Genomic DNA, 16,833 nt, shown 5'->3' on the forward strand with positions numbered 1-16,833 from the left:
TCGCCCTTATGAGTTTTGACCAGAACGCAGAGCGCCAGCCTTCGCTGCTGGACGCGTCGTGCGATAACTTCGTCCACGACCTCGCGCAGCTCACGCCCACCGATGCCACCGCGTGGGGAATTCCCGGCTTCGACGGTGAGTTGGAAGATTTCTCCCCGGAGTACTACTCCTCAGTGGCGGATCGCACTCGTGAGATGATGGCGGATCTCGATGCCCTCGATGACACCACCGACGAGTCTGATGATGACGATGACTTCGATGAAGTTGACTACGTCACCGCCGCCGTCTTGCGCGACCGTCTCTGCCTGGATCTTGACCTGCACCATGCCGGTGAGGACATCCGCTGCCTTAACAACATTGCCTCCCCGGTGCAGACTATCCGCGACACCCTCATGCTCATGCCGAAGGACACCCCGGAGCAGCTTGATGCACTGCGTTCGCGCCTGTCGAAGGTAGCAACCTCGCTCAACGGCTACAAGGAGTCCCTTACCGAGGCGGCCTCGCGTGGCATGGTGGCGCCGCAGCGCCAGATCTCCGATGTCTTCGTGCAATGCGAGCGGCTTGCCGACGCCGGCTCCATGCTCGAGGACCTTGGCGTTGAGGGCCCAGAGGTGGACGCGGCCAAGGAAGCCTTCGGCGAATTCGCCGATTGGCTCTCTAACGAGCTCCAGCCGCAGGCTCCATCGCAGGATGCGGTGGGCCGCGAGCGCTACGAGCGCTTCTCCAGGCTCTTCGTCGGCGATGTTGTGGACCTCGATGAGGCCTATGAGTGGGGCATGGACCAAGTGCGCTCCATCAAGGCGGAACAAGAAAAAATCGCCCACGAGCTCTATGGCTCCGACGCCACCGTGCGCGCGGCCATGCGCAAGCTCAACGAGGAAGAGCGCTACCAGCTGCACGGCACCGACGCGTTAGTGGAGTGGATGCAGTCCACCGCGGACCGCGTGATCAAGGACCTTGACGGCAACGCCTTCGACATCCCGGAGGCCGTTAAAGAAATCGAGTGTTGCATCGACCCGGCAGGCACCGGCGGCATCTTCTACACCTCGCCGTCTGATGACTTCTCCCGCCCCGGCCGCATGTGGTGGTCCGTACCCGCTGGTCAGGAGCTTTTCCACACCTGGCAGGAACTAACCACCGTCCACCATGAGGGCGCGCCGGGCCACCATCTGCAGATTGGCGCCGCGCTGACCCAGCCGGATCTCAACCTATGGCGCCGTGCGGTGACGTGGAACTCTGGCCACGGTGAGGGCTGGGCGCTCTATGCAGAAGCCCTCATGGCGGAGCTGGGATACATGGATGATCCGGGCTTCCGCATGGGGCTTCTCGACGCCCAACGCTTCCGCGCCGCCCGCGTCGTGGTCGACATCGGACTTCACCTGGGTAAAGCCCTTCCGGATTGCACCGCGTCCGGCGTCTGGGACAAGTCCCACGTCAAGACCTTCATGCGTGAAAACACCGCGATGGACGACGCCAACCTCTCCTTCGAGGTCACCCGTTACCTGGGTTGGCCGGGCCAGGCGCCGTCTTATGCCCTGGGCCAGCGCCTGTGGCAGCAGACCCGCGACGCCGCAGTTGAACAAGGGATGGACGTACGTGACTTCCACTCCCAGGCGTTGGCCCTAGGCTCGGTGCCGATGTCGATTCTGCGCGAGACCATCCTGGACTAGCGGCGGAATAGCCGCAAAATCTGCGGCAGGTAGCCGGCGATAACCAGCACGATGATGAGCCGGATAATCTGCACGGCTACCACGGCGGGGCCCGCCCCGCCTTCCGCAGACAGCGCAAGCACCGTCTCCAGCGCGCCGGGGGAGGTGGCGAGGTAAGCCTCGAAGTAGGTGATGTCCAGCCATGCGGTCAAAGGCAGGGCGGTCAGTGCGCACACGCCGATCACGACAATGATAAAGAGGATCGTCGCCGGCAGCTGCTTGGCGAAGGCCCGCAGTGCCGGTACCGACAGCCCACCACCGCAGACCCAGCCGATGGACATAAACGCCATGATTTTGAACACGTAGAGCGGCTCCAAAGTGTGGCCGGCTGGAATAACCTGAGCGACCAGCACCGTCAAGATGAGCGGCCCCAATACAGCAGCAGCGGGCAAACGCACCAGCTTGCCCAGCTTTTCACCAACCACAGCGATGGCGAGGGTCAGCAGCACGATCCACCACGTGATCTCGCCGTCAACGCTCATGTCCACGCCCTTGCCCGCGGGGGCGTCTAACAAGGAGACCACCAAAGGCAGCGATACCGAGACCGCCAGAAGGCGCAGGTATTGCGTCAGCGCCACGTAGCGGTAGTCAGCACCCAGCTCGCTAGCCAGCGCGGGCATGAGTGAGGCTCCGCCGGGCAGCATGGATAAAATGCCCGTTTCCCAGGAAATATCCTTCGGCTGTGAGCGGTGTAGCAGCACGCCGCCGGCGACGCCGATTAAAACAGTTATGAGTGACATCGTCACCGCGGCCGGCACAAAGCCAATGAGCGTGGAGGCAGGAACCAGGGTTAGTGGTATGCCGGCCATCATTCCGATGAATCCGCGGGCGACAGAATAGAAGTGCTTATTAACGGCGAGTTCTTTGCCCGTCGTCAAGGCCATGGCACCCGAGACCACGATGGCGCCGAGGATCCAGGCTGCGGGTACGTGAAGGTAGCTAAATAATGCCCCGAGTGCTGCAGACCCCGGGGCCACGATGACCCATCTCGTACGAACAGACATGGAATCGAGTTTAATGATGGACATGGATTTCGGATTAAGCGGTTGGGCGATACTCACCATTGGCGCTGCCGTGGCCGGATGGATCGATGCCGTCATTGGCGGCGGCGGGCTCGTGCTCATTCCGCTCATCCTGGCGGTCGCACCCCAGCTTGCTCCCGCCACCGCCCTGGCCACGAACAAGGTGGCGGCGGTCTCTGGAACGGCCTCTGCTGCCATCACACTGGTCAAGAAGGTGCGCCCACCGAAGGGCGAGCTCATCCGTATGGGCCTTATCGCCCTCCTATGCTCCGGGCTCGGCGCTGCAGCAGCCGCACTCATGGACAAGGACGTCATGCGGCCGGTCATCATCGTGCTTATGGTGGCAGTCGGCCTCTTCGTGGCCTTTCGCCCAGACTTCGGCAGCGGCGAAGGAGACGGTATCCGCGGCGGCTGGCGCACGTGGGCAGGGTTAGCCGCTGTAGCAGCCATTGCCTTCTACGACGGCATCTTTGGCCCCGGCACCGGTATGTTCCTCATCATGGCCTTCACCGCCATCTTTTCCCAGAACTTCCTTACCTCCGCTGCGATGTCCAAGGTGGTCAACACGTGCACCAACGTTGGCGCGCTCGTGGTCTTCATCGTGGGCGGCCACGTGGTGTGGGGCCTCGCCTTAGTTCTCGCAGCAGCAAATATCATTGGCGCGCAACTGGGCGCGCGAACAGTGCTCGGCGGCGGTGCGAAGCTCATCCGTTATGCACTCCTCACGCTCGTCGTGGTGATGAGCGTGTACCTGGCTTGGCAGCAGTGGGGTTAAATCCTGTTCTTCGTCTTTGCGGTGGCCACCGCAATCCACGGATCCTCCGGCCACGGGTGCTTGGGGTAGCGCCCGCGCATGTCCGCGCGCACACCGGCATAAGGCCCGGACCAGAAGCTCGCTAGATCATCGGTGACGGCGAGCGGCCGGCCGGCGGGGGACAGTAGATGGAATTGCACTCGGTGGCCGCAGTATTCGGGAGACTCCGCCAATCCGAAACACTCCTGCAACTTGATGGAGACCACTGGGCGCTCGCCGGACCAATCGATCCTCGCAGCACGTCCGGACGGAACTGGCAAACGTTCCGGTGCGAGCTCATCCAAGCGGCTAGCTTCGGGCCACGGCAGCAGACGCTGCAGCGCTGGATACATGTCTGGGCGCCCGCCAATCGCCAACTCATGCAGCTCCGGCTCCAGCCAGCTCAGGTCATCGCTGTCCACGTCTGGCCAGGGCTCACCGTATGCTTTATGCAGATGCCGCATACGTTCCCGCAGGTTCTGGGCCTTGTCGTTGAAGTGAAACAGGTTTAAACCCTGTCCGGAGTTGCGGAGCGCCTCCACTGCTTCATCGCCGGAGACCTTCACTGGCGTCTCCGACAACACGATGGCACCTGCCGCACGCACGCGCACGCCGCGGACCTTGGAGCCGTCGAGAAAAGCTCGGGTTTCCTCCGTCACGCCGATGATTTCGAGCGCATCCTTCTCCGCGATGGGCACTGCTTCACGAATGATGGCGTTACCGGATTGCGCCAACGACACCTCCGCCACCGCCAACCAGTCGTGGCCATTCTCGAGAAACTGCGCACGCGTACCGCTGGCGAGCAAAAACTCCTTGTCACCCACGCGCTTAGCCACGAACTCCGGGAAGGCGCTAGCGACCACCACGCCTGGGTCCACCGGACCTTTGTTGGGCACCAAGCGGGCCAGCCGCTTCGGATCCGAATCATCCAGCCGGGCAATCGTCTGTGCTGCCCCCGCGCCGTACTTCAACAGTGCCGCGCCCCACCGTGGGTGCGTCGGCAGCAGCGCCAGCTCTTCGCCAGCATCGAGCAGATCTAGGGTGCGGTGGGCGTCGGCAAGCGCGGCCTTCGGCGGTTGATCAAGCAAGGGGAAGTCCGGTCCCGCGCCCCAACAATCCATGAACAGCGCCGCCTGCGTGAGGTCCGCGGAAAGGATCTCTGGAATCACGTGCGGAGAAAAGTGCTGGTAGTCCTCCTGTGAATAGCAGCGGACAACGGTACCGGGCGCCTCACGCCCGGCACGTCCGGCGCGTTGGTCGGCGCTGCTTTTCGACGTCGATACAGTCACCAACCCACTCATCCCGCGCTGTGCATCTCGCTTGGGCACGCGGGATAAACCGGCATCGACGACGGTGCGCACGCCCGGCACGGTCAGCGAAGACTCGGCGATGGAGGTGGCCACCACGATGCGCTGCTCTCGCGTATACAGCGCCGCGTCCTGCTCCTGCGTGGTTTGGCGGCCGTGGAGCGGAAAAACGTTGTGGCCGCTCAAGGCATCACACACGAGGTTGACCTCGCGTACACCCGGCACAAAGACCAGCGTGGACTCGTGCTGCCGCGCGGCAACCTTGGCCACGCCTTTCCAAAAGTCCCGATCGCCCGCGGCACGTCCTGGAATCGGTTCATAGGAGAGGCTGAGCGGGTACGTTACCGCCTCAGTGGAATGGATCGGAGCCCCTCCCATGAGCTGGGAGAAGCGGGAGGCGTCGACAGTCGCGGACATGGCAATAACCCGAAAATCATCGCGGAGCTGCGCCAACTCCAAGCACATGCCCAGTACCAGATCGGTATCGAGCTGGCGTTCATGAACCTCGTCGATGGCCACGGCGGAAATCCCTTCAAGTTCCTGATCCCGCAACAGTCGGCGCAACAGCACGCCGGGGGTAACAAACTCGACGTCTGCGCCTTTGCGGGAATCACCGCGTACCGCATAGCCGATGCGCTGGCCTGACAACTCCTGAAGGCGGTTTGCCGCCGCACGCACAGCTACGCGGCGCGGCGCGGTAACGAGAACCTTGCCCTCTACTTGGTTAGCCAGCGCCGGCGGAACGAGCGTGGTCTTACCCGTGCCGGGCGGAGCCTGGACTACGACGTGACCGGCGGAAGGCAGAGAATCAATGGTTTCCAGGACGGGAAGTCCTGTGCCGATCGCCTTGAGATCAAACATCGAGATCGTGGCGCTCCCACCTATCCTCGTTGCCCTCCAGCGTGCGTACCACACGCCCCGGTGAGCCCAGGACCAGCGAGTTATCGGGGATATCCTTAGTCACCAGTGTGCCTGCTCCCACGACGCAGTTCTTGCCGATTGTCACGCCCGGCAACACAGTGACATTGGCACCAAACCACGTGTTATCGCCGACGCTGATAGGCTTCGCAATCTCCCAACCTTCTGCCCGCATCTCATGATCGTTGACAGGATGCCCCACGGTAATAAGCGAGCAGTTCGGACCAATCATGACGTGGTCCCCGAGGGTTACAGGCGCCTGTGCCAGGATCGTCGCACCAAAGTTGATGAAGACGCCCTTTCCGATGGTCACATTGCAGCCATACTCCAAGTTGAGCGGGACGTGCAGCCCGGGAACCTCGGACTCCGGCGAAAACAGCTCCCGCAAGATCTCCCTCGCGCGCTCTGGATTGGTGTTGTGCAGCTCATTGAGCTCCTTGACCAGCAGGAAGCCGCGTCGATGTTCGGTGCTGACCTCCTCGTTGACACCGGGCATGAACCACTGCCCGCTGGTCATGCGTTCAAAGGATCCGCGATCCGCCAAGTTCTCCTGTGACATGGCAAAAGAATAGACATGTTGGGGTGGAAATGTCGATTGCGTCGGCATATCGGCGTAGGCTCAGACGTTGACACGTTAACAAAATGTGAAAGGTATATCTATGGCGAAAATCGGCATCATCCTCGGCTCTACCCGCGACGACCGCGCCGGGCTGGCCATCGCTCAGTGGGTCACCGACCTCGCTCAGGGGGGCGACGTGGACTACGAGCTCATCGACCTTAAGGCTTTCGACGTTCCGATCCTCACCTCCTCCGTTGTTCCTATGGCGGCAAACAAAAACTATGAGGACCCGAATGTGCAGGCCTGGTCCGATGCTATCGATTCCTGCGATGCCTTTATCTTCGTCACCCCGGAGTATAACCACTCCGTGCCGGGCGCTTTCAAGAACGCCGTCGATTCCCTAGGTGCCGAGTGGGTGGCCAAGCCGATTGCTTACGTGGGCTACAGCTTCAGCGGCGGCATCCGCGCGGTAGAGGCGTGGCGCCTCATCATGGCGAACTTCTCTATGAAGCAGCTGCGCACCCAGCTGGATATCTCGCTGAATACCGACATGAAGGATGGCACCTTCACCCCGGCTGATTTCAAGGTCGGGATCGTCGAAAACATCTGCGCCGAGCTGGAAGAAGCCCTATCCTAGGGCGCATGGAAAAAGTAGCAGTCGTTACAGGAGCGTCCTCGGGGATTGGGGAGGCGTCGGCAAGAGCGTTGGCGGCTGACGGCTGGCATGTCGTCGTCGGCGCGCGGCGCGTGGAGCGCCTTGAGGCCCTCGCGAACGACATCGGCGGCGAGGCCTATGCCCTCGACGTCACTTCGGACGAATCCGTAGCCGAATTCGTTTCCCACCTCGACCGCGTTGACCTCTTGGTCAACAACGCCGGTGGCGCGAAGGGCCTGGAGCCCCTCGTGGAGACCACCATCGAGGATTGGCAGTGGATGTATGACGTCAACGTCCTCGGCACTGTCCGCATGATCCAAGCCCTCATGCCGAAACTGCAGGGCGGACTCATTATTAACATGGGCTCCGTTGCCGGGTGGAACGTCTACGAGGGCGGCTCCGGCTACAACGCCGCCAAGCATGGCGTCCGCGTGATTTCTCGTGCATTACGTATCGAGGAGCACGGCGTTCGTGTCACCGAGCTCGACCCCGGCCGTGTAGCCACGGAAGAATTTTCCCTGAATCGTTTTCGGGGCGACACCGATCGTGCCGCACAGGTGTATGACGGCGAACTCAACCTCACCGCGGAAGACATCGCTGAGGCTGTGCGTTGGGTGGCCTCGCTGCCGGAGCACGTCAACATCGACACCATGACCATTAAGCCGCGTACGCAAAGCTAAATTACCTGTTTCGCTGCAGGTGAGACGCCTCTTATAGTGGCATGCGTTAGTAATAGTGCATGTGAGTATGGGGGTGTTAGGTGGCTTTCAGCGCCATAGTGGCCTTGATGGGTGTGTGGTTCGCGGCGATGGCTTCGCCGGGGCCAGACGTGGTGCAGATTATTCGTTTGGGCGCACGCTCTACGCGCGCGGCGGTGTGGGCCGCAATCGGTAGCACCACCGGCTTGATGCTGTGGACCGTTGCTTCGCTAGCGGGGCTTACCGCATTGATTTCGGCGCATCCGGAAATCCTGGTGGCGCTGCAGGTTGCCGGCGGCAGCTATCTGCTGTGGATGGCATTTTCTGCAATAAGCAGCGGCATCAAAGAGCGTCGTGCTCCAGCAACCATCAATCCGCAACCGCGCGGGTTTACCCCGGACGGCATCATCAGACTCGGCACGGCGTACCGCATGGGCCTAGTCAGCGATCTTTCTAATCCCAAGGTACTCATCTTCTTCGGCGCTATTTTCGCCAACTTCATCGATCCGGGCATGGGATTGAGCGCGAATGCCACGGTTGGCTCTGTGTTGATTATTGAAAGCCTCATCATTTTCGTCGGCGTTGCGTTGTGCACCCGTGCGGTGGCGAAGTGGATGGCAAAGAATTCCGCCGGGGTAGATATCTTCAGCGGAGTCGTGTTTGCCCTGCTTGGCATCATCATTCTGGCAGAGGGAGTTCTTGCGCTTTGAGCTGGGTATGCTGGTCAACATGCTAGAAGTCTCAATTAAGGGAGAATCCATTAAGCTCGGCCAGTTCCTCAAACTGGCCTCCTTGGTCGCCACCGGGGGTGAGGCCAAAGAACTCATCGAGCAGGGGCAGGTCACCGTCAATGGGGAGGTGACTAAGCAGCGCGGAGCAACGCTGGCGCTTGGCGACGTCATCTGCGTCTCCGACACCTGCGCCCGCGTCGTCGAAGACGACGACGATTATTTTGATGAAGCCACCGCCGATGATGACTTCGACCCGGAGAAGTGGAGGAACCTTTAATGCCTGCATTTGAAGCAGAAGTAGGAATGCCCTACTGGATTACCCTGGCCAGCTCTGATGTGAAAGCCTCCGAGAAGTTTTACTCGGCCGTGCTGGGCTGGGAATTCGAAGATGGCATTGCTCGGCTGCAGGGCCTTCCCATCGCAGAAATTGTTCCGGGTCAGGACACCTGGGCTACCTACTTCCTCTCCCGCGACTTGGAAGCCGACTGCGCCCGGGTTGAACAACTCGGCGGAAAAATCCTCGCTTTAGGTGCCCCGCTGGCGCTCGTACTCGATAAGTCCGGTGCCATGTTTGGTTTGACGCAGCCGGAGCTCGACCGCTTTGTCGCCGGTGGTGAGCCTGGCACACCGGTGTGGCACGAGCTGACGGTCTCGGATGATTTCCACTCCGCGCTGGACTTTTATGGCGAGCTCTTCGATTGGGAAATCCGCGGCGATGAGCATTACGCGGTTGCGGAGGAAGAAGGCGCTGCCTTCGCTGGATTCTGGCACGCGGAAGGTTTGCCGAGCTTTTGGCAAACCTACTTGGGTGTGCGGGATATTGACCAGGCAGCGAAGGCTGTTACGGACAATGGTGGGCAGATTATCCGCGAGCCCCACGATTCGCCATTCGGCCGCCTGTGCTTGATTGAGGATTCCACGGGCGCGGCACTTACCTTGTGTGAGGTCGAGGATGCCCCCGAAGAACCCATCGAGCTCTAGAGTCACGGAGGTAGTTCTCCGCATACCTCTTGGCAATGTCTCCACCTACGGAGAGATTGCAAAAGTGGCAGGGGTCGGCCCGCGGTATGTGGGTTGGGTAATGTCGAAAAGCGCGGATCTGCCCTGGTGGCGGGTGGTCAACAGTACCGGCCGCGCCCACACCTCTGCCGCCCAGGCCCATTGGGATGAAGAAGGAATCCCGCACCGCGGTGACCGCGTGGTGCTCTCTGAGTGCGGGCTGGATGCGGCGGATCTGGGAGGGTGAAAGTGCGCGCTTGGCTCTTTTTGAGCATCGCCATCTTCAGTGAGGTGTTGGCGACACTAAGCCTCAAAGTGGCGCTGGAGTACCCTGCGGTCTATATCGTGGTGGTGGCGGGTTACGTCGTCGCTTTTTCCGCCCTGCACCAAGTGTTGCGCTGTGGCATGCACGTGGGTGTGGCCTATGGGATTTGGGGCGCAACCGGAGTGGTGCTTACCGCAGGGCTGTCCGCATACCTTTTTGGCGAACAGCTCACGCCGCTCATGCTGGTGGGCATGGGCTGCATCATCGTCGGCGTAGTTTGCGTAGAGATGGGCGGCCGGGCGCCGAAGACAACGCTCGTGGAAGTGGAGACATGATCTGGTTATCCCTTGCCATCCTCATCGAAGTTGCTGGCACTTTGGGCCTGCGCATGCTGGCCGTTCACGGCCAGAAGGCATGGGTGGCGTGGGTCGTCGTGGCCTATGTGTCCTCTTATGCTTTCTTGTCGTTGGCGCTTCGGCAGGGCATACCGCTAGGCGTGGCCTATGGAATTTGGACTGCCTCGGGCGTAGCGCTTACTGCTCTTTTGTCCTTCATGCTTTTCCGTGAGCCTTTCACCTGGTTTAAGGTCTTAGGGGTCGCGCTGATCATTGGTGGAGTTCTTCTAGTCGACATGGGGTAGACGACGATCCCTTCGTCGTTTTAAACGACGGACCTTTCTTAGAAGGGGATCTCCTCTCCGCCTTCAGATCCCTTGTTCTCTGCCTTTTCTGTATGTGCGTGGTTTACGGCTTCTTGTTGTTCTTTGTCTAGCTCAGTTTTAAGTTCTTGGGCCTCACGGTGTTTCCGGGCGCGGAATTCCTCAATATCTTGTGCCACACTTCGCGCCCAACGCTTGTTCTTAGGGGCTAGTGGTCCGGAAGGTTCGGTGATTGCCCACGTCCCATCCTCAAAAAGCCAGACCACATCCCCGGTATCCGGGTCCAAAATATAAAAGGCCCGTCCGTCGGTCTTCATGTTGTGGTGATGCTGGCATAGCGCGACCATGTTGTCTGGGTGCGTTGGCCCGCCATCGGCGTAGTTAATACGGTGGTCCAACTGACATAGCCACGCAGGCATTCCGCAACCAGCTGCACGACAGGTGCCATCGCGGCCCTCAACGTATTTGCGTACCATCGTGCTTGGTCCGTAGCTTTGAGAGGCTTCCGGCTTAGTGCTCAAATCCCTTTTTGTTACGGCCTGCGCGGGGATATTGCCTAGCTGCCAGCCATGACCTTCTACATATACTGGTGCATCCGCGACATCACTAGCTTGATAGGCGTGGAGTACTACGCGGGCTGCTTCTGGCTCTACTTTCCCAGTGACGAGAAGGATGAGTGCTTCGGCCATCGACACCTCATGCTTTTCGGCCGCTGCTTTAATAGCCTCATGAATAATGACCCCGATGCTGCTGTCAACTTCTAGTTCGATGGTGGCGCGCTGGGCGCGCGTGAGTATGGAATACCGGTTCTTCGGGCGTGTATCTTCCACCGCGATGGAGTCATCATGAACCTTGACCAGATCACGCATGCGGCGGCGAATCTGCGAGGTGCTGGGAAACGCCTGGTTGGGCTTCGTCGGAGTGAACCAACGGGCCAACGAAGTATCAATGGCAGCTACTACCTCTGGGGAAGGCTGACCCAGCTTAGCCATGACCTGGTCAATGGCAATCAAGGCAGGCAGGTCCAGCAAATAATAAGCATCTTGCAGGGCTTTGAGCTGGGGGAGTTCTCTAAGGCGGTAAATCCCCATGACTATGTGAGCAACTGCCCCGGCCGTTTTGCCGGTCTTGAGCCCAAGGCGCATACACGCTGTGTCTGAGTCTTCGTCCAAGGCGGGAAGGACGCTAGACCAGAACTCGTAGTCTGCTTGGCGTATGTCTTTACCTTTCATACATACTGGGTCGCTCGGATTGGAATGAGAAAAATAGGAAACAACAACGTCTGAAGTGGAAGACACTTCAACCCCCTACTATTGGTCGAGTTACTGCGAAGGGACGAACCCCCACCGTTCGAAATCCCTTTCGAAGTAAGAGCTTATTCGGTATCTCTGGGGAAGTCCATACCGCGGAAGGAAGTTGTGATTAAAGGGGTAAATGGGAAAACTGATGCTCCACACTCTCTGTGGGATAAGAGCTGGATGAAACGAACATTCGAGACTTCCAGTAGGGGTTTAGGGCGTTAAAGCTCCAATTAGGGCTGTTAAAGCTGTGACTTGAGTTAATCTATACAAGTGTTTAAGTCTCGCTCCTTTATTGTTGGCCTTGCACTGGCGGCCACCACCGCGCCTACTGCCCAGGCTCTGACGTTCGATCCTGGAAAAGTCCCACCACGCACCCAGATGACCGTGCGCTACGCCGATGGAAATTCAGTTTCCACTGGGAATAGCCACGAGTCCCGCCCCGCGCTTTCCCTGGCGAAGCTGTATCTCGGTATGTGGGTGCTGAAATATGGCGCATCGGAGGATAAGGCACGGGTGGAGAACATGATTCGTTTTTCTGAGGACGGCACCGCCAGCGACTTGGAGCGGAAGTACCCACAGGCCATTCCCTCCATCATCGGGGAGTATCGACTGGGGGAGACTCACCACAATGGTTATTGGGGAAATACTACGACGTCGACGGAGGATCTCACTCGCTTCATAGGGGCGATATCTGGCGATCCGGTTGCCGCGCCGCTCATGAAGGGCATGGCGACGGCGGCGCCTGTAGCATCAGACGGCTACCGCCAGGACTTTGGCACCGCACGCATCCCGGGCATCATTGGAACGAAATTCGGGTGGTCGGATAACCGTCAGGTTCACGCTAGTGCTTCTTTCGGTCCTGGATATAGCGTGGCGGCTAATACCTATGGATCCCCTGCGGATCTCACGGGGGATGTGCTGGGAGCAGTGGAGGTTGCACCGCAGGTGCCGGGCTTGCCGACGCCTCTACAGGACGCGCGCGATAGAGCGTGTGCGGAACTAAAGCGGGCGGTGCCGAGCTCTTCGCAGGCATGCTAAGCGTAGCCATTGTGAAAATACCCTTGGCGGGGCACCTCGACTAAATCACTGCAGGCTGGCGAGGCCGGGCGAGTGCGAGTAGGTATCATCCGTCTTAGCCAGACGGTGGGCCCGAATCCCTAGAGTGATGACGTTGGGGTAGAGGATGAGTGCGACGACAATATACTGCGTGACCAACTGCCACGTCTCATCCCACATGTAGTTCCATGCAAAGTGGAGACAGAAGGAAGCAAAGAGCGCTCCTACGCCTACGCCGAGACGCCACCACCAGGTTTTATGGGCAGCGTAAATGGCCCAGCCGATGCCGAAACCCGCGATGGCCGTCAGTGACATGTGCAGGCCTGGTCCCGCCACGAGGCGGAGTCCCCACATCTGCAGCATGCCAATCCAATCAGACGTCGGGTGCATCACGGCACCGAGGGAGGCGTAGAGGACGTTCTCAAAAACATCGAAAGCCCAGCCCACAAGCGCACCGACGATAAACCCATGCCAAGGTCGGTTGAGCTGGCGGAAGCTGAGCAACACAAAGACCACGCCCAGCGCCTTGGCGAACTCCTCCGGATAAGCGCCGGACCAGGACATCATGGATTCCTCCCAGCCCACTCCTTTGGTGAGGGAAGTGAATGGCAGCGCGGAGAGGAGAGCCAAAGACACCGCGGTGCCGGCTCCCCACAACACGCTGGCTGTGACCCAGCCCTTGGCCGGTGCTGCCCACATCGGACTGAGGTGCCACAGGTATAGGCCTAGTGCTAGGAAGGCTAGTCCGATGAGCAGGTTTATCAGGCTCGGCAGCGGGGCAACGAGAAAGGAGCCCAACAGATTGATCAGAGCCGCGGGCAGACAGACACCAATGAAGACCCACAGGGTCACGCGGAAGATCTTGCTCACTTGAAGGCCTCCATAAACTGGTCGGCGAGTTCCTCTGGGTTTCCGTCCGAAAAGACGAGTACGTAGTTGAGATCGTCCTTGGCCACGCTAAAGGCAACGACCGGGATGTATGTATACGCTCGCAGTACGAGGATTCCGTCTTGGTTTTCTACTTCTTCTTTCGGCATCGACCCGAAGGTCGTGGCTCGTACAGCGCGGCGCAGGGCTAGCTCATCATCGTCGACATCAGCGTTGAGATAGGCCTCGACCAAGGTGTCGCCGCAGTCCCACGCCTGGTTGGCCATGGAGTCATAACTCACGCTGCACTCAACGCCGTCGATGGGCTGATGCCACTCCGGATCATCGAGGACGACTGGCTCTGTTTCCGGCTCGTGTTTCGGCAACGCCAAGCTGAGGATGGCGGGAGTGCCCAGCACGAGGAGGGTCACTCCCAGCACAGCGAAAAACGGTCCCGTCATTTTCGCTGGCGGGAAACGATAAGAAGTCATGCACACCACACTAACGCGTGCTTCTGACATAGAGTGAAGTGCATGAAGGATCTGTATCAGTTTGTTAATGGCCCTTGGATCGAGTCCCACGTTATTCCCGACGATCGCGGTGTCGACGGGACTTTTCACGCGCTTCGCGACGAAGCCGAGGAACTCGTCCACGACATCGTTAAGGAAGACACGGGCCGCCCAGGGATCGTGTATTCCTCCCACATGGACGTTGAAGGAGTTAATGCTGCGGGAACGGCACCGCTTTCCGAGGATCTGGACAAGCTGGTGGCGGCGGACCCGGAGGAGCTGGCACATAACCTGGGAGTGCTGGAGCGCGAGGGCGTCGGCGCCCCGGTTACCTTCTGGGTAGAAAAGGACTCCGGCGCCGAGGAGGCGGTGGCCTACATTATTCAGTCCGGTTTAGGTCTGCCGGATGAGGCTTATTACCGCGAGGAAGCTCACGCGCAGACGCTCGAGGCCTACGAGAAGCACGTTGCGGCGATGCTTGGATTCTTAGATCCCGCCCGCCTCTTCGGACTGGGCGCGGAGACGGCCGCTACGCGCATCGTGAACCTAGAGAAGGAAATCGCGGCCGGCCACTGGGACGTGGTGGCCTCGCGTGATGCGGTGAAGACGTATAACCCGGTGGACGTCGCCAAGCTGCCCAGCATCACCCGCGCCATCCTGCAGGGTGGGGGACTGCCCGAGCACCGTGTGGTGGCTATGATGCCATCTTATTTTGAGCACCTCGAGGGCCTGTTTACCGCCGGCCGTATGGCGGATTGGCAGCTGTGGGCGACGTGGCACATTCTGCTGTCGCGCGCGCCGTACCTCACCGAGGAGATCGGTAAGAAGAATTTCGAGTTCTACGGAACCAAGCTTTCGGGCGCCACGGAGCAGCGTGATCGCTGGAAGCGCGCCGTGGGCTTGGCGGAAAACATGGTGGGACAGGAGATCGGCAAGGTTTTCGTGGACAAGCACTTCCCGCCCTCCTCGAAGTCCGAGATGGATGAGCTGGTGGAGTACCTTACCGCCGCTTATCGTGAGAGGATTTCGCAGCTGGAGTGGATGACCCCGGCTACCCGCGAGCGCGCGCTGGAGAAGCTCTCCCAGTTCAAGGCTAAAATCGGTTATCCAGATACCTGGCGTGACTATTCTGACCTGGAGTTTTCACCGAAGGGCGCGGACTTGGTGGCCAATGTGCGCGCGGGTAATGCGTGGAACCACGATTATGAACTGGCCAAGATTGGTAAGCCGGCGGACCGCGATGAATGGTTCGCCACCCCGCAAACGGTCAATGCTTTTTATAATCCAGTGGTCAATGACATCACCTTCCCGGCAGCGATTCTGCGCCCGCCGTTCTACAATCCTGAGGCGGACGCCGCGGAGAACTTCGGTGCTATCGGTGCGGTGATTGGTCACGAGATTGGCCACGGTTTTGATGACCAGGGCTCGCAGTACGACGGCCAGGGTAACCTCAACTCTTGGTGGACGGATGAGGACCGCGCGGCCTTCGAGAAGTTGACCGCGAAGCTGGTGGATCAGTTCCAAGGCCAGGTGCCGAAGGTACTGGAGGGCACTGATTCCGCAGGCGTCAACGGCAGCTTCACCCTGGGTGAGAACATCGGTGACTTGGGCGGATTGGGCATTGCCGTGGTGGCCTACAAGAACTACTGCGCCGACAAGGGCCTGGACATCAACGGCCAGGTCGCGCCGTTTGAGGCCGAGGGCGCTGAGCCGGAATTGGCAGAGCACGAGTACACCGGTCTGCAGCGCTTCTTCCTGGCGTGGGCGCGCGTGTGGCGTACTGCCATCCGCCCGGAGATGGCCACGCAGTACCTGGCCATTGACCCGCACTCGCCGGCGGAGTTCCGCTGCAACATCATCGCGGAGAACATCGACGAATTCTACGAGGCTTTTGATGTCGAGGGTGGTCTTGTCCCAGAGGAGCGCGTCACCATCTGGTAGTACCCTTGGGGGCCATGAGTGAGTGGAATATCGGCGGCCAGGATCGCCAGCTAAGTCCAGAACAACAGCTCGAGCAGCTCTCCTCCTACATGGAGGTGCACTACCCGCTGCCGGATTTCCGCCCGCCGTGGGCCGGTGGAGGTTCGCCGGAGGCGGACCGCTATTGCGCGCTGCTGCCGGACCGTATCGTGCAGGCCTCCATGATGGTGCTGGGTTCCGCTGTGGATCACTCGCTACCCGGCACCGTTTTTACGGAAGGCGTGAGTGTTGAAGACTCTGAGGTGGGAGCGATTTTTAGGCCGTCAGAAGAGTCTGGTCGCTGGGCGGTGTCGCTGCATTCCGGCGGCTGGTGGCGCGGTGACGGCAAGGCACTAGAAATGCAATGGCGGCCCGAAGTTGCTGCCGCAGCGCAGTTGTCGGGCACGACGATCATCGATGTCGATTACCCGTTGGCGCCGGAGCACACCGTGGCGGAGATGGTCCAGTCGGTTCAGGCGGCCGTCGATTATGCCCGTGAGCATGGGGCCAACCGCGTGACGGTGTGGGGATATTCCTCCGGTGGGGCGCTCGCAGCGCTGGTGCCTGCCGACGCCCTCCTCCTCACCTTCCCCGACTTCGGTGCGCTGGCCAAGCTGCCGGAGGAGATCCGCGGCGACTACGTCCTCGATGTTGAGAAGCTGCCGGGGCTGTATTCTGACATCTTGGTCCAGACCGCGGCGCAGGACGAGATTGCTGAGCGCGTGGAGATCCCCGGTGCACAGACTGCGGAGTACGTGTCCATGCACCGTATTTCGACCCCGACCGTGGCGCGTCAGCGCATTAAAGATTCGGCCGAGTTTCTCTAA

General features: G+C 60.1%; 19 protein-coding genes. 13 read left to right on the forward strand and 6 right to left on the reverse strand.

What is annotated here, in order from left to right:
* Nucleotides 1–8 precede the first annotated feature (8 nt).
* Nucleotides 9–1,670 carry a DUF885 domain-containing protein gene (locus tag HMPREF2978_RS10245; protein WP_070525031.1) on the forward strand — a complete coding sequence of 554 codons (1,662 nt, stop codon included), beginning with the start codon at nt 9–11 and terminating at the stop codon, nt 1,668–1,670.
* On the opposite strand, the gene HMPREF2978_RS10250 is transcribed toward HMPREF2978_RS10245, so the two are convergent.
* Nucleotides 1,667–2,713: an AbrB family transcriptional regulator gene (locus HMPREF2978_RS10250; protein WP_246818767.1), complete on the reverse strand. Its 1,047-nt coding sequence runs from the start codon at nt 2,711–2,713 to the stop codon at nt 1,667–1,669. The genes HMPREF2978_RS10245 and HMPREF2978_RS10250 overlap by 4 nt on opposite strands.
* A 16-nt stretch (nt 2,714–2,729) precedes the next feature.
* On the opposite strand from HMPREF2978_RS10250, the gene HMPREF2978_RS10255 reads away from it, so the two are divergent.
* On the forward strand, nt 2,730–3,506 hold the full coding sequence (locus HMPREF2978_RS10255) for a TSUP family transporter (protein ID WP_371326365.1): 777 nt from the start codon (nt 2,730–2,732) through the stop codon (nt 3,504–3,506).
* Here the strand turns inward: HMPREF2978_RS10255 and HMPREF2978_RS10260 are convergent.
* Together HMPREF2978_RS10260 and HMPREF2978_RS10265 are read right to left on the reverse strand one after the other, a co-directional pair.
* Complete coding sequence (locus HMPREF2978_RS10260) at nt 3,503–5,692, reverse strand: ATP-dependent RNA helicase (RefSeq protein ID WP_070745389.1); 2,190 nt, start codon at nt 5,690–5,692, stop codon at nt 3,503–3,505. The two genes, HMPREF2978_RS10255 and HMPREF2978_RS10260, sit on opposite strands and share 4 nt — an antisense overlap.
* Nucleotides 5,685–6,308: a sugar O-acetyltransferase gene (locus HMPREF2978_RS10265; RefSeq protein WP_070525036.1), complete on the reverse strand. Its 624-nt coding sequence runs from the start codon at nt 6,306–6,308 to the stop codon at nt 5,685–5,687. Before HMPREF2978_RS10265 ends, HMPREF2978_RS10260 begins: the two co-directional genes overlap by 8 nt.
* 100 nt (nt 6,309–6,408) lie before the next feature.
* Between HMPREF2978_RS10265 and HMPREF2978_RS10270 the strand changes: the two genes are divergently transcribed.
* The 8 genes from HMPREF2978_RS10270 (at nt 6,409) to HMPREF2978_RS10305 (ending at nt 10,296) form a co-directional block, all read left to right on the forward strand.
* The gene (locus HMPREF2978_RS10270) at nt 6,409–6,945 is read left to right on the forward strand and encodes an NADPH-dependent FMN reductase (RefSeq protein ID WP_070745392.1); all 537 of its coding nucleotides are present in this window, start codon (nt 6,409–6,411) and stop codon (nt 6,943–6,945) included.
* A 5-nt stretch (nt 6,946–6,950) separates the two neighbouring features.
* Nucleotides 6,951–7,643, forward strand: coding sequence for an SDR family oxidoreductase (locus HMPREF2978_RS10275; protein WP_070525040.1), 693 nt, complete (start codon nt 6,951–6,953; stop codon nt 7,641–7,643).
* A gap of 80 nt (nt 7,644–7,723) precedes the next feature.
* On the forward strand, nt 7,724–8,371 hold the full coding sequence (locus HMPREF2978_RS10280) for a LysE family translocator (protein ID WP_083298938.1): 648 nt from the start codon (nt 7,724–7,726) through the stop codon (nt 8,369–8,371).
* A gap of 19 nt (nt 8,372–8,390) precedes the next feature.
* Entirely contained in the window at nt 8,391–8,669 is a 279-nt protein-coding gene (locus HMPREF2978_RS10285; RefSeq protein ID WP_046648682.1) for an RNA-binding S4 domain-containing protein, read from the forward strand.
* Nucleotides 8,669–9,373, forward strand: a complete 705-nt coding sequence (locus HMPREF2978_RS10290) for a VOC family protein (RefSeq protein ID WP_070525044.1) — start codon at nt 8,669–8,671, stop codon at nt 9,371–9,373. The genes HMPREF2978_RS10285 and HMPREF2978_RS10290 overlap by 1 nt, the downstream gene beginning before the upstream one ends.
* Complete coding sequence (locus tag HMPREF2978_RS10295; protein ID WP_070525046.1) at nt 9,345–9,638, forward strand: MGMT family protein; 294 nt, start codon at nt 9,345–9,347, stop codon at nt 9,636–9,638. The genes HMPREF2978_RS10290 and HMPREF2978_RS10295 overlap by 29 nt, the downstream gene beginning before the upstream one ends.
* Before the next feature lie 2 nt (nt 9,639–9,640).
* On the forward strand, nt 9,641–9,991 hold the full coding sequence (locus HMPREF2978_RS10300) for a DMT family transporter (protein ID WP_070525048.1): 351 nt from the start codon (nt 9,641–9,643) through the stop codon (nt 9,989–9,991).
* Nucleotides 9,988–10,296 carry a DMT family transporter gene (locus HMPREF2978_RS10305; RefSeq protein WP_070525049.1) on the forward strand — a complete coding sequence of 103 codons (309 nt, stop codon included), beginning with the start codon at nt 9,988–9,990 and terminating at the stop codon, nt 10,294–10,296. Before HMPREF2978_RS10300 ends, HMPREF2978_RS10305 begins: the two co-directional genes overlap by 4 nt.
* A gap of 38 nt (nt 10,297–10,334) precedes the next feature.
* Here HMPREF2978_RS10305 and HMPREF2978_RS10310 read toward each other — a convergent pair whose 3' ends face one another.
* Nucleotides 10,335–11,612, reverse strand: coding sequence for an HNH endonuclease signature motif containing protein (locus HMPREF2978_RS10310; RefSeq protein WP_070745395.1), 1,278 nt, complete (start codon nt 11,610–11,612; stop codon nt 10,335–10,337).
* A 273-nt stretch (nt 11,613–11,885) separates the two neighbouring features.
* Here HMPREF2978_RS10310 and HMPREF2978_RS10315 point away from each other — a divergent pair, with 273 nt between their 5' ends.
* Complete coding sequence (locus HMPREF2978_RS10315; protein ID WP_143342288.1) at nt 11,886–12,653, forward strand: hypothetical protein; 768 nt, start codon at nt 11,886–11,888, stop codon at nt 12,651–12,653.
* A 45-nt stretch (nt 12,654–12,698) separates the two neighbouring features.
* On the opposite strand, the gene HMPREF2978_RS10320 is transcribed toward HMPREF2978_RS10315, so the two are convergent.
* Both HMPREF2978_RS10320 and HMPREF2978_RS10325 read right to left on the reverse strand, forming a co-directional pair.
* A complete protein-coding gene (locus tag HMPREF2978_RS10320; RefSeq protein WP_070745398.1) occupies nt 12,699–13,541 on the reverse strand; it encodes a PrsW family intramembrane metalloprotease in 843 nt (280 codons plus the stop codon).
* Nucleotides 13,538–14,029 carry a hypothetical protein gene (locus tag HMPREF2978_RS10325; protein WP_070745401.1) on the reverse strand — a complete coding sequence of 164 codons (492 nt, stop codon included), beginning with the start codon at nt 14,027–14,029 and terminating at the stop codon, nt 13,538–13,540. The genes HMPREF2978_RS10320 and HMPREF2978_RS10325 overlap by 4 nt, the downstream gene beginning before the upstream one ends.
* A gap of 42 nt (nt 14,030–14,071) precedes the next feature.
* Here HMPREF2978_RS10325 and HMPREF2978_RS10330 point away from each other — a divergent pair, with 42 nt between their 5' ends.
* Both HMPREF2978_RS10330 and HMPREF2978_RS10335 read left to right on the forward strand, forming a co-directional pair.
* Entirely contained in the window at nt 14,072–15,988 is a 1,917-nt protein-coding gene (locus HMPREF2978_RS10330) for a M13 family metallopeptidase (RefSeq protein WP_070745404.1), read from the forward strand.
* A 14-nt stretch (nt 15,989–16,002) separates the two neighbouring features.
* Nucleotides 16,003–16,833, forward strand: a complete 831-nt coding sequence (locus tag HMPREF2978_RS10335) for an alpha/beta hydrolase (RefSeq protein ID WP_070745407.1) — start codon at nt 16,003–16,005, stop codon at nt 16,831–16,833.

Source organism: Corynebacterium sp. HMSC074C01, assembly GCF_001814605.1.
Lineage (GTDB): Bacteria > Actinomycetota > Actinomycetes > Mycobacteriales > Mycobacteriaceae > Corynebacterium.

Bases quoted from the DNA above. Each gene is read 5' to 3' on its own strand.
- HMPREF2978_RS10245 (WP_070525031.1), top strand. From the start codon at position 9: ATGAGTTTTGACCAGAACGCAGAGCGCCAGCCTTCGCTGCTGGACGCG.
- HMPREF2978_RS10250 (WP_246818767.1), bottom strand. From the start codon at position 2,713: ATGTCTGTTCGTACGAGATGGGTCATCGTGGCCCCGGGGTCTGCAGCA.
- HMPREF2978_RS10255 (WP_371326365.1), top strand. From the start codon at position 2,730: ATGGACATGGATTTCGGATTAAGCGGTTGGGCGATACTCACCATTGGC.
- HMPREF2978_RS10260 (WP_070745389.1), bottom strand. From the start codon at position 5,692: ATGTTTGATCTCAAGGCGATCGGCACAGGACTTCCCGTCCTGGAAACC.
- HMPREF2978_RS10265 (WP_070525036.1), bottom strand. From the start codon at position 6,308: ATGTCACAGGAGAACTTGGCGGATCGCGGATCCTTTGAACGCATGACC.
- HMPREF2978_RS10270 (WP_070745392.1), top strand. From the start codon at position 6,409: ATGGCGAAAATCGGCATCATCCTCGGCTCTACCCGCGACGACCGCGCC.
- HMPREF2978_RS10275 (WP_070525040.1), top strand. From the start codon at position 6,951: ATGGAAAAAGTAGCAGTCGTTACAGGAGCGTCCTCGGGGATTGGGGAG.
- HMPREF2978_RS10285 (WP_046648682.1), top strand. From the start codon at position 8,391: ATGCTAGAAGTCTCAATTAAGGGAGAATCCATTAAGCTCGGCCAGTTC.
- HMPREF2978_RS10290 (WP_070525044.1), top strand. From the start codon at position 8,669: ATGCCTGCATTTGAAGCAGAAGTAGGAATGCCCTACTGGATTACCCTG.
- HMPREF2978_RS10295 (WP_070525046.1), top strand. From the start codon at position 9,345: ATGCCCCCGAAGAACCCATCGAGCTCTAGAGTCACGGAGGTAGTTCTC.
- HMPREF2978_RS10305 (WP_070525049.1), top strand. From the start codon at position 9,988: ATGATCTGGTTATCCCTTGCCATCCTCATCGAAGTTGCTGGCACTTTG.
- HMPREF2978_RS10325 (WP_070745401.1), bottom strand. From the start codon at position 14,029: ATGACTTCTTATCGTTTCCCGCCAGCGAAAATGACGGGACCGTTTTTC.
- HMPREF2978_RS10330 (WP_070745404.1), top strand. From the start codon at position 14,072: ATGAAGGATCTGTATCAGTTTGTTAATGGCCCTTGGATCGAGTCCCAC.
- HMPREF2978_RS10335 (WP_070745407.1), top strand. From the start codon at position 16,003: ATGAGTGAGTGGAATATCGGCGGCCAGGATCGCCAGCTAAGTCCAGAA.